Here is a 10,726-nt window from a genome sequence, read left to right as displayed (position 1 = left end):
AGGAACACGCCCACGTCTTCGATCTCGAACATCGCTCCCCTTCAGGGGTGTTGACGGTGCCGGCCTCGGCTCGGGTGTCGTGCTCGCGCATCCACGTTATGCAGACCTGCCGCCCGCGAACTGTCCGGCATTGCGCCGGACCGGACGGTGGCCGGACCTCTGATCAGCGTCTCCGACGAACACCCCCGGGCCCGGTGACACCACCCCCCAGGTCATTCCTTCGACAGGGGGACACAGTCATGCCGAGCCCGGAGGCCAGCGGCTCCGTTGCGGAACCACAGAAAACATAACGGGGGGGCGTGGGGCGGCAGCCGAAGGCCGTCAGCGACCATGGAGGGCGTCCGACGTGTCCACGAGCTCAGCGAGCGGAGCGCACGCATGAACGACGACCGGCCCGTCCTGCTGGAGAAGAGGGGCACATGCCTGCACCTCACACTGAACCGCCCCCGGGCGCTCAACGCGCTCAGCCACACCATGGTGAGGCTTCTCGACGAGGCCCTGTCCCGCGCCGAGAAGGACGAATCGATCGCATCGGTACTGCTGTCCGGGGCCGGCGACCGGGGCCTGTGCGCCGGTGGTGACATCCGTGCCCTGCACGACGACGCACGGGCCTCGGGACGTGCGTCCCTGGAGTTCTGGCGTGACGAGTACCGCCTCAACGCCCGCATCGCCCGATTCCCCAAACCGTACGTCGCACTGATGGACGGCATCGTGATGGGCGGAGGAGTCGGGGTGTCCGCACACTCCGGAATCCGTGTCGTCACCGAGCGTTCACGCGTCGCCATGCCCGAGACCGCGATCGGCTTCGTACCCGATGTCGGTGGCACCCGCCTGCTGGCCACCGCTCCCGGCGAACTGGGCACTCATCTGGCGCTCACCGGCCGATCCGTCGGGGCGGCCGACGCCCTTCTCTGCGGTCTGGCCGATCATCACATCCCTGCCCGCCTCCTGCCTGCCCTGACCGAGGCGCTGGGAGAGCCGGTCGGCCAGGCCCCGTCGGTGGCGGGCATCGTGCAGCGGTTCGCCACGGAGCCGCCGGCCGGCGAGCTCGCAGCGCAACGCGACTGGATCGACGGTTGCTACGCGGCGGACAGCGTGGAGGAGATCCTCCGCCGGCTGCGCGAGAGAGGTGTTCCCGCGGCGGAGACGGCGGCGGACGAACTCCTGACCAAATCGCCGGTCGCGCTCAAGGTGACGCTCGCCGCCGTCCGCCGGGCAGCCCGGCTCGACAGCCTGGAGGCCGCGCTCGACCAGGAGTTCCGCATCTCCAGCCGGGCGTTCGCACACCCTGATTTCGTGGAGGGCGTGCGAGCCCGGATCATCGACAAGGACAACGCACCGCAGTGGAAGCCGAGCTCCCTCGCCGAGGTCGACGACCGGGAGGTCGCCCGGTTCTTCACACCTCTCGGCCCCGGTGAACACGAGCTCGGACTCGCTCCGGGACCCACAGGCACCCCTGTGAACGGGGGACAGGCCGAGTAGAACGGACCGGCGGCGGCCAGGCCGGGCGCCGCCCCCGCCCCGCCTAACTGTCGCTGTTGGAGAGGCTCGGCTGCAGTGCCCGTACGAGAGCGAACAGCCGGTCTTCGTTGCCCGTCAGCCCCGCGCTGCGCAGGGCTTGGTCGGCCTCCCGCATCGGAGAGGTGAGCAGCGGCAGGTAGACCGGTGCGTCGTCGGGGTCCGTTAGCGCTGCCCGGGCGGCTTCCAGCAGCCGGACGTACGCCTGCGCCGCGGCGAGCTCGTCATTGTCCATTTCGGCGTCTCCTCCTCAGAGCTGTCGGGCCGTCAAGCATCCCCCAAGGGTCTGACAACGCCGCCTCAGGCCCGGCCGCGCCCGCCGGACAACCCGCTCGGCGGTTCCACCTCCAGGTAACGCCGTCTGCGGGGCCCTCGGTAGAGCAGGACCGTCCAGCCCAGGTCCCGCAAGGCTGAAGCGCAGCCGGCCAGCGCCTCCTCCTCGTCATGAGCGGCGCCGCTGCCGGGCGGCCCGGTCCACTCGACCCGTACCGAACCTGACGACTCCCCGCCGCTCACCCGGTATCCGGTCGACACTCGTTGTCCCGACGGGTCGACGGCCGAAGGTGTGGCCCCCGACCTCTCCAGAGCCAACGCGATCGCCCTGACCGGGCGGTTCAGTTCCCACGGAGCGGGCGCGGCCACGGGGTCGGGCCGCCCGGCGCCGGTGAGCCTACGGATCTGCAGCAGCCCCTCGAACGCGATCCGCACCGTAGCGGCCCGAGCCACCGCGGGTTCGGCGGCCGGTGGGCCGTCACCGGTCGCGGGCTCGAATCCGTTGCTCTCCTCGGTTCCCATATGCCACCCCTCGCTGATCCACACCATGCCCAGTCTGCACCGGCGGCGGCCGCCGTATCCTCCGGGAGCCGCAGTGGTCGACGGGTGCTGTGGCCGACAGTGCTGAACAAGGCGACAGGCCCGACGGGAGTGTCGCCTCCCTGCCCCCTCGGTAGACTCGTGTGCTCTGCACCCGTTCTTTCCGCAGCACCATTCACGCGAGGACCCGCCGCCCGTGCCCGACAACGAACCCTCCGCCGTGCCCGACACCGGACGGGAGGCCCTGCGTGCGGACTGCGCGAACTGTTTCGCTCTGTGCTGCGTCGCCCTCACACTGACGGCCTCTGCGGACTTCGCCATCGACAAGGACGCCGGACGCCCCTGCCCCAACCTTCAGGACGACTTCCGCTGCGGCATCCACACCCGGCTGCGGCCGAAGGGCTTCTCCGGCTGCACCGTGTACGACTGCTTCGGCGCCGGCCAGCAGGTCTCCCAGGTGACCTACGGAGGTCGTGACTGGCGTTCGTCCCCGGACCTCGCCGCGCAGATGTTCCAGGTCTTCCCGGTCATGCGTCAGCTCCACGAACTGCTGTGGTATCTCACCGAGGCCCTCACTCTGCCGGGCGCACGTCCCCTGCACGGCGAAATCCGCCGGGCCCTCGAAGAGACGGAACGGCACACCACACGGCCGGCCGTCGACTTCGCAGAACTGGACATCGCCGGTCACCGCGATCGGGTCGCCGGGCTGCTTCTGCGTACCAGCGAACTCGTCCGGGCCGCCGCGCCCCGCCGCAAGAAGCGTAACCACCGCGGTGCCGACCTCATCGGAGCCCGTCTGCGCGGAGCCGACCTGCGCGCGGCGGACCTCCGTGGGGCCTATCTGATAGCCGCCGATCTCACCGGCGCCGACCTCCGTCTGGCCGACCTCATCGGTGCGGACTTCCGTGACGCCGATCTCTCGGACGCCGACCTCACGGGAAGCCTGTTCCTCACCCAGGCCCAGCTCAACGCCGCCACGGGCAACGCGAAGACAGCGCTTCCCACGTTCCTGAGCCGCCCTCCGCGCTGGGCCGCCTGACCACCTGGTTCACCTGACCGTCTGGCTGGCCGCCCGTGTCTCTCACGGACGGCCGACCATGCAGATCGCCGACTTCTCAAACTCGGCGTAGCCCTACCTGACAGAGCTCAACGAGCTCGGTGCCAAAGCGCCATGAGCGCCACCTCAGCAAGCCCGTCGTCAGGATGGGCCGTCGTCTGTGAGCTGGTAGAGCTCCGGCACGCAGATTTTGATCGGTTCCTGGGTGGTGCGGGCAATCACGACAACCACAGGCTCGTCCGGATCGGGGTGCTCCTCGCGGTGGGGGACGAACGGCGGGACGAGGAGGAAGTCGCCCGGTGCGGCGGAGATTCTTACCTCCTCGTCACCGTCGTGGAAGACGAACACGGGGTGGCCACTGACCACGTAGATACCTGCCTCCGACGCCCCGTGGTGGTGGTTGTCCGTCGCGCTCAACGGCGCGTTCTCCACTCGCCCCATCCAGAGGTTCACCGACCCGACGGTGCCGCCGCTGAGGGCCGTGTTCCCGTCCAGTTCCCCGGCGCGGACGTGGTGGACGCGGTTGTTCAAGGCCATGATGCTGTCTCCCTACCTACTATCGAAAGCGCTTGACTGGGCGTCAAGTTAGGGGCGGCACGCAGAGGCTTGCAACAAGGTTTGCTGTGTCGGCAAATTTGCCAGTGGTGCTGGACAATGACCGCGTACAGGAGCGCGGCAGCTCCGTCGGACGAGGAACAGGATGCACTCGAGAGGCGGGCCGGGTCCGGCGCCGTTCCACGCCGCACGCATGGTCTCTACGCTGTCCCACCTGTGGTTTCAACTGCACCTCACACCGACGGAATCGTCCTGGCTCAACCTTGTGGAGCGATGGTTCGCCGAGCTGACGGGCAAGCAGATATGGCGAGGCGCGCACAAGGCCGTCCAGTACCTGGAGGAGGGCATCCCGACCTGGACCGCAGCCTGGAACACCGACCCCCAGACCTGCATCTGGACCAGGACCGCGGACGAGATCCTCGAACGCATCGCCTCATAAATCTGAACAGAATCCCTGACTCGGAGGACTAGCTTCCGGTGCCCCGGACGTCCGCCTCCAGGGCTGCTTTGAGACGCTTCAGCGTCGTGCGGATATTGCCGCCCTGGAACTGCGCGAAGGTTTTCCCGCCCGTCGCGACGCGGTCGAACGCGTTGGCGAGGAAGTCAGGCCAGCGACGCCGGTCGTCGGTCCAGGTCTCGGTGACCCGGGTCGCGCCGTCCACTGCCTCGAAGTGGTAGTCCCACGTGGCGATCGGCCCCGGGAGCAGAGGGCGCCGCAGGCCGATCGCATGGACCCGGAAGGTGAAGCGCTCGCCGGGGTCGGCCGCCGTTACTGTGCATCGGGTCGTCCAGCGCGCCGCACCGCGCTTGTTCCGGCCCTCGAAGACCATGCCGACGTACGCACCACGCCGCTCGCCGTGCACCGTGGCGCCACGGTTTTCCGGGCTCCAACGCCCCATCGCCGTGGGGTCGCTGAGCTGTTCATAGATCTGCGCCGGGCTGGCGTCGATGACGATGCTGTCTGCTACGGACATGGTGCGGGGCACGGTGAGACTCCTTGTCCACGGCCGTCGACGGGCCACGCCCGGGTGTCGTACGGGCCGTGGGCCGACATCCCGGAGCCCATACCTTACTCATGAGTAGATCCCGTGGGGGGTGCGGGTGGGAGCAGCTCCGGAGCGCCGCCACGCACAGCCGTGGGCGGCGGCCGGACCATCGTGGCGCGACCCGGCACACGGGCCGCGGCGGTTCAACGAGTCCGGTGCTCCCGCCGGTTCGTGACCCGGACCCGTATGTCGGCCGACATACTCCGCACGCCGCCGCTGTTACGGGCGTCCGCGATGACCCCGGCCACGGAGTGCACGATCTGTGCCGGTCGGGCCCTGGGCTCCACGACCACCGTCACGACCGCCCGCAGTGGCCGGCCCACCAGACGCACGCGGGCGCGCACCACGTCGTCGAACGCCGCCACCTGAGTGGTCATCGCCCGTTCCCACGCACGCCTGCGCAATACCGGACCGCTCCGTGGCAGCACCGACCAGCGACTCCTGCCCGAGAGAGCCTGACGGGCCAACCACCACACCAGCAGCGCCAGAACGAGGGCGAGCCCGGCGATGAGCGCAGGACTCCACCAACTCTCCTCCCGCAGCCGTACCGTCAATCCGCGGTCCAGCCACACCCCGTCCGGCGCGGGCGTCGGCCACCAGTGCGGGACGAGGCCCACCACCGGGACCCACCCCGAACCGTCGCCCACGGCCAGCCAGCCGCCGCAGACGACCAGCACCAGCCCGGCGGCACCGAGCAGCGCCCGGTTGACCGCGCCACGCCTGATTACCGACATCCCTTCACGCCTCTCTCTGTTCAGCCGGAGCCGGAGCCACTGTCGCAGCGGCTGCGGATTGCGTCGGCTCCTCGATGGAGGGCCGAGGCCCGTGCCGGTCACGCCGGAGCCGGATCCCGACCCGCAGCGCGGGAGCCCGAGCCAGGCCCAGCCCCGGCAGGGCCGCTCCGACGACTCGGACCACTTCGGCCCGCACCTGCTCCTGGCCGCCGTAGCCCACCTCTGCCAGCACCTTTGCGCGTCGCCGCCGCACACTCACCCGGACCCGAACCACTCCGGCTACGGCGGCGGTCCGGTCCTGGACGACCCGGGCGGCGGCCGAGCGGTCGAGCGTCGCCCGCAGTTGCGGCGCCGACGCGGCCATCGTCAGTCCGCGCCGGTACCCCGGGATCAGGGCGCACCCCAGTAGCCATGCGCCGGTCAGCGCCGCCAGCACCCCGCCGACCCTGACCGCCGTGTCCGCCGGGCCGTGCGTCGACGTCCACTCGACCAGCCAGGTCCGCCAGGCGGCGGGCGTGCCGCCGAGCCGCACCGCGACGACGTCCACCAGGAGCAGCGCACAGCTGGTGGCTAGGACGGCCGCCGTCAGTGCTGCGGGAATCCGACGCTGGGCCCGGATCCGGCCGCCTGGGCCACCGCTCCGTACGGTGTGTTCCGCCCGCGCGCCGCCTCGTCTGCCCCGGAGGGCGCATCGTCCGACGCCTCCCGGGCGGGCGGCAGCGGAATCACCGAGAGCGCTTCGATCCGGATGTCCGCGTGCGGAACGGACAGGCCCGTCAGGGACAGGCCGCCCCCGAGCACCAGGCGTCCCCTGCCCGTGCGGTGGAGTCGCGGGCAGCCGTCGACGCGCTGGCCGAGGCGATGGCGGGGCTCTCACCCGAACAGCGCGTGTGCTGGGTGCTGCGTGAGATGCAGGGACTGTCGTACGAGAGCATCGCGGCAACGGTCGGAATCAGTCTGCAGGCGGTCCGCGGCCGGGTCTTCCGGGCCCGCCGCTCCTTGACGGAGGCGATGAGCGCATGGCGATGAGCGCCAATCCGGACCGGCCGGAGGAGAGCCGGCATGAGGAGAGCCGATATGAGGAGGAGGATGAGCGGCTCGGTTGCGGGCGCCTGCTCACCAACGTCTGGGAGGCCTGCGACACCGGCCGCTCGGCGGAGGACCCGCACTTCGCCGCATGCACCTTCTGCTCGGCCGCCCTGGCCGACCTCACAGGCCTTGGCGACGCGGTACGCCGTACCTGTGAGCAGGAGCCCGGCACACCGGACACCACGGTCATCACGGCTCGTGTCATGGACCTCGTACGGCTCGAACTGCGTCCAGGACGCCCACTGCCGCTGGGAGAGCCGGGGGAGGACCACTGGATGGTCGAGACCGCGGTCGCACGGATACTGCGGGCGGCGGTCGACAGCCTGCCCGGGGTGCGGGCCGGGAGCTGCCGTATCGCCCCACTCGACCCGGCGGACCCCACCGGAGAGCTGCACATTCGGGTCGAGGTGGCGGCGAGCCTCGGCCTGCCCATGCGGGACCTGGCCGACGCCGTGCGTGCACGGGTCGCCGAGGTCGCCGACCGGGACATCGGTATCCGCCTCGCGACCACAGACGTTCTCGTTGTCGACATCCTCGACACGGTCGACACTCTCGACGTCTTCTACGAGGACGTCGGCCACCGTGCGCACAGCGAGGGCGACGGCGACGGAGATGACAGTACGGTCATCGGCGGTCCCACGGACGGCCGGGCCGACGGACACGGGACGGGAGCAGCGCGATGACCGCGGACACACGCCGGGACCGGGTGGCCGGGGCTGCCGCCGAGGCCGCTCGCGGCGTGCAGGGCGTCGCGTTCCTGCGCCCCGGCATGGCGGACCTGCTACGCACCCGGATCGCCGAGCGCACCCCGCGCCGCGCCCCACTGACCGGGAACAGGACACCGGGAGTGCGGGTCGGCCGGGACGAGGGCGGCGGCTGGCACATCGACGTTCGGTTCGTCCTGTGCCGTGGTCACCGGGCGCTTGACGTCACCAGGGCCGTGCAGGCCGCGGTCGGCGCAGTGCTGCCGGAGGAGCCGGTGGTCTCACTGCGGATCACTGTGACGGGCGTCGTCTGAGGGGCGGCCGACGTTCCGGCCGGCCGGGCGGGTAATCCCCCCGTTTCCCGCCCGCCCGGAGCGGTCGCCCGGTCGTCTCAGCGGCGTGACGCCCGGTATCAGGCGCGCCACTCCCCGGTGCGCTCCTGCGATGCTTCCGAGAGGGCCTTCACGATGGCGTCGACGTCGCCCTGGCTGCCGTACACCGGCGTGCCGGGCTGCTGGCGCCAGGATTCGTCCAGGCCGCCGCTGTCGACTGTGTCGAAGCCTAATTCGTCGATGAGGTCGCGGACCGCCTGTTTGGCCTTCGGGTCGTCGCCGGCCACAGGGAGCGCCTGCCGGCCCGGAGTGCCCTGCGGGCGGCCCCGGTCCAGGAGGTCCTGGGCGTACGTGCCGTTGAACGCCTTGATCACGGGGCGGCCAATCTGCTGTCCGTCCACCGGCTCTCGGGCAGTCTGTCCTCGATGACTGCGATGCGGCCGTCGCGCTGCTGCGGGTAGTAATTGCCCGTGTCGATGACCGCGACGCCCTCCGACGCACCGTCGAGGATCCGGCGGGCAGGTCGGGCACGGCCGTCAGCGGCACGGTGACGACGACTACCTGGGCGCCCCGTGCGGCCTCCGACGCGGGCACTGGTTCCGCCCCGGTCTCTTCGGCGAGGGCGGTGAGCGTCTGCGGGCCGCGGGAGTTGGCGACCGCGACCTCATGCCCCAAAGCGGTGAGACGTCGCGTCAGATTGCCGCCGATGTTGCCCGCGCCGATGATGCCGATCTTCATGGATTCGACCTTCCGAAGCTCGCCGAGTGGAGAAGAGCGAACAGGAGTGGGGAAGAGAGAAGTGATTTTGTGGCTTCGCCAACTCCGGTGCGGGAGAAGCTATTCCCATGCCCGCGAAGGAATATCCGATCCGTTCCCGGACGTAGACGCCTGGTTTTGGTTGCGCCGGCCGAGGGCGGAGGGAGGGTTCGTCCCAGCCTCGCCTTTTCGTTTGGGTACGGTGGCTGTTGGGGCGGAAACGCGAAAGTGCCTTCCTGACCTGGAACGATGAACCTTGCTCAGGGGTTCTGTCGGTCCAGGCGGAGGGCACTTTCTACGTGCAGGCTATCGGGTTGCGTCCCAGGGTCCAGGTCAGTGCCGATGGTTCGGGGGTGGTCGGTCATGCCGGGGCACGGTTGCCGGCTGATCTCGCTGATGCCACCGGGCTCACCGCCGCGTACTCCACCGCGCTCAGGCCGCTCCGGCCGCGCGGGACCGGGCACGATCCGGGCCGGATCGCCATCGATCTGGCGGTGACGCTCGCCGACGGCGGCGAGGCCATTGCGGATCTGGCAGTACTGCGCGACCAAGCAGAGGTGTTCGGCCCCGTCGCCTCGACACCGACGGCCTGGCGACTGCTCGCCGACACCGATGGAAGAACACTGTCTTCTCTGCGCTCGGCCCGTGCCCAGGCCCGGGAAGTGGCCTGGCTGCAAGCCGCCGAGCAAGGCGAGGGCATTCCCGCAGTCCGGGCCGCGGGACGCATTCTGCCCGGGTTGGTCCTGGACCTCGACGCCACGCTGGTCACCCGCCACTCCGAGAAAGAGCAGGCGGCACCCACCTATGAGGGCGGCTTCGGCTTCCACCCGCTGCTGTGCTTCCTCGCCAACACGGGCGAGGCACTGTCCGGCCGGCTGCGGCCCGGGAACGCCGGCGCCAACACCGCCGCCGACCACATCACGGTGCTCGACCAGGCACTCGCGCAGATCCCCGACGCCCACCGGCACGGCACCGACATCCTGATCCGCACCGACAGTGCCGGATCCGCGAAAGCCTTTCCTGCCCACGTCCGCGACGTCCGGAAGCGAGGAATCCGTACCTTCTTCTCGGTCGGATACGCGGTCACCGAGCCGGTCCGCCGCGCTGTCCGGGCCATGCCCGACCGTCTCTGGCATCCCGCTCTGGACCAGGACGGGACGCTGCGCAGGGGCGCCGAGGTCGCCGCACTGCCCCGACCTGGCGGCTGACCGGCAGCCACTCGTCCGCCCACGACCCGAAAGACCTTGGAGAACCCGACCACCGCGCCGGGACTTGGTCCTGCCCAAGCATCGAAATCGCGTCGACCACCCAACAGCTGCTGATCAGCGATGCCGCCTCATCCCAACCGAAACGGCGAGGCTAGGCCATTTGAGTGTCCTTGTCGGCCGCTCGCCCCGGACGGGGAAGGATGTCCCACCGCACCGATCTCCGCGGGTCCATTCTGGTCGCCGAGTCCACACGGGCCGTCGACCGAAGGAGCGTCGTAGTGACGACGAGGGGCATCTCGCAACCGGTGGAGACCGATACCGCCGACCAGGACGAAATGCCGGTACGGCGCGGCGAACCCGGCAACGTGGTCATCAAGTGGATGACCACCACGGACCACAAGACCATCGGCACGCTCTATCTCGTCACCTCCTTCGCGTTCTTCTGCGTGGGAGGGCTCCTGGCGCTGGTGATGCGAGCCGAGCTGGCCCGGCCCGGTATCCAGCTGATCTCGAACGAGCAGTTCAACCAGGCGTTCACGATGCACGGCACGATCATGCTGCTGATGTTCGCGACGCCGCTGTTCGCCGGATTCGCGAACTGGATCATGCCGCTGCAGATCGGCGCGCCCGACGTGGCGTTCCCGCGGCTGAACATGTTCGCGTACTGGCTGTACCTCTTCGGCTCGCTCATCGCGGTGGCCGGCTTCCTCACCCCGCAGGGCGCGGCCGACTTCGGCTGGTTCGCCTACTCCCCGCTCTCGGACGCGGTCCGTTCGCCGGGGATCGGCGCCGACATGTGGATCATGGGTCTGGCCTTCTCCGGCTTCGGCACGATCCTCGGCTCGGTCAACTTCATCACCACGATCATCTGCATGCGCGCACCCGGCATGACGATGTTCCGCATGCCGATCTTC

The 10,726-nt window shown here is 70.0% G+C and carries 12 protein-coding genes and 3 pseudogenes; 8 read left to right on the top strand and 7 right to left on the bottom strand.

Annotated elements, in window-relative coordinates:
- The first annotated feature begins 378 nt into the window (after positions 1–378).
- Positions 379–1,482 carry an enoyl-CoA hydratase/isomerase family protein gene (locus D581_RS0136525; protein ID WP_018962041.1) on the top strand — a complete coding sequence of 368 codons (1,104 nt, stop codon included), beginning with the start codon at positions 379–381 and terminating at the stop codon, positions 1,480–1,482.
- Positions 1,483–1,525: 43 nt separating this feature from the next.
- Here the strand turns inward: D581_RS0136525 and D581_RS0136520 are convergent, their stop codons facing one another.
- Both D581_RS0136520 and D581_RS0136515 read right to left on the bottom strand, forming a co-directional pair.
- Positions 1,526–1,753, bottom strand: coding sequence for a hypothetical protein (locus tag D581_RS0136520; RefSeq protein ID WP_018962040.1), 228 nt, complete (start codon positions 1,751–1,753; stop codon positions 1,526–1,528).
- Between the two features lie 65 nt (positions 1,754–1,818).
- Positions 1,819–2,313, bottom strand: a complete 495-nt coding sequence (locus tag D581_RS0136515) for a hypothetical protein (protein WP_026291234.1) — start codon at positions 2,311–2,313, stop codon at positions 1,819–1,821.
- 214 nt (positions 2,314–2,527) lie between these two features.
- Between D581_RS0136515 and D581_RS0136510 the strand changes: the two genes are divergently transcribed.
- Positions 2,528–3,370 (top strand): pentapeptide repeat-containing protein, encoded by an 843-nt coding sequence (locus D581_RS0136510; RefSeq protein WP_018962038.1) that lies wholly within the window; start codon positions 2,528–2,530, stop codon positions 3,368–3,370.
- 159 nt (positions 3,371–3,529) lie between these two features.
- On the opposite strand, the gene D581_RS0136505 is transcribed toward D581_RS0136510, so the two are convergent.
- Complete coding sequence (locus D581_RS0136505) at positions 3,530–3,925, bottom strand: cupin domain-containing protein (protein WP_018962037.1); 396 nt, start codon at positions 3,923–3,925, stop codon at positions 3,530–3,532.
- 211 nt (positions 3,926–4,136) lie between these two features.
- Here D581_RS0136505 and D581_RS1000000140485 point away from each other — a divergent pair, with 211 nt between their 5' ends.
- Entirely contained in the window at positions 4,137–4,382 is a 246-nt protein-coding gene (locus tag D581_RS1000000140485) for a hypothetical protein (RefSeq protein WP_486585925.1), read from the top strand.
- Between the two features lie 28 nt (positions 4,383–4,410).
- Here the strand turns inward: D581_RS1000000140485 and D581_RS0136495 are convergent, their stop codons facing one another.
- The 3 genes from D581_RS0136495 to D581_RS01000000138405 form a co-directional block, all read right to left on the bottom strand.
- Positions 4,411–4,929 carry an SRPBCC family protein gene (locus tag D581_RS0136495; RefSeq protein ID WP_018962035.1) on the bottom strand — a complete coding sequence of 173 codons (519 nt, stop codon included), beginning with the start codon at positions 4,927–4,929 and terminating at the stop codon, positions 4,411–4,413.
- Positions 4,930–5,132: 203 nt separating this feature from the next.
- Positions 5,133–5,723 carry a hypothetical protein gene (locus tag D581_RS0136490; RefSeq protein WP_018962034.1) on the bottom strand — a complete coding sequence of 197 codons (591 nt, stop codon included), beginning with the start codon at positions 5,721–5,723 and terminating at the stop codon, positions 5,133–5,135.
- Between the two features lie 4 nt (positions 5,724–5,727).
- The gene (locus tag D581_RS01000000138405; RefSeq protein ID WP_018962033.1) at positions 5,728–6,270 is read right to left on the bottom strand and encodes a DUF6286 domain-containing protein; all 543 of its coding nucleotides are present in this window, start codon (positions 6,268–6,270) and stop codon (positions 5,728–5,730) included.
- Between the two features lie 236 nt (positions 6,271–6,506).
- Between D581_RS01000000138405 and D581_RS01000000138400 the strand changes: the two are divergent.
- From D581_RS01000000138400 to D581_RS0136470, 3 genes and pseudogenes are all read left to right on the top strand, one after another.
- A pseudogene (locus tag D581_RS01000000138400) lies at positions 6,507–6,752 on the top strand (RNA polymerase sigma factor); the annotation flags it as partial.
- Positions 6,743–7,495 carry a hypothetical protein gene (locus D581_RS0136475; RefSeq protein ID WP_018962030.1) on the top strand — a complete coding sequence of 251 codons (753 nt, stop codon included), beginning with the start codon at positions 6,743–6,745 and terminating at the stop codon, positions 7,493–7,495. The pseudogene D581_RS01000000138400 and the gene D581_RS0136475, both read left to right, overlap by 10 nt.
- Positions 7,492–7,830, top strand: coding sequence for an Asp23/Gls24 family envelope stress response protein (locus D581_RS0136470; RefSeq protein ID WP_018962029.1), 339 nt, complete (start codon positions 7,492–7,494; stop codon positions 7,828–7,830). Before D581_RS0136475 ends, D581_RS0136470 begins: the two co-directional genes overlap by 4 nt.
- 98 nt (positions 7,831–7,928) lie before the next feature.
- Here D581_RS0136470 and D581_RS1000000138875 read toward each other — a convergent pair.
- Positions 7,929–8,586, bottom strand: a pseudogene (locus D581_RS1000000138875) (NADPH-dependent F420 reductase).
- Between the two features lie 287 nt (positions 8,587–8,873).
- On the opposite strand from D581_RS1000000138875, the pseudogene D581_RS01000000138390 reads away from it, so the two are divergent.
- Positions 8,874–9,794 (top strand): annotated as a pseudogene (locus D581_RS01000000138390) (transposase); the annotation flags it as partial.
- 353 nt (positions 9,795–10,147) lie between these two features.
- Positions 10,148–10,726, top strand: a 579-nt coding sequence (locus D581_RS0136455) for a cytochrome c oxidase subunit I (RefSeq protein WP_486585924.1), incomplete at its 3' end; no start/stop codon positions are given.

The organism is Streptomyces sp. CNB091, assembly GCF_000377965.1.
Note: the sequence above shows the minus strand (reverse complement) of the source record. Positions and strands in the feature narration are given on the sequence as shown.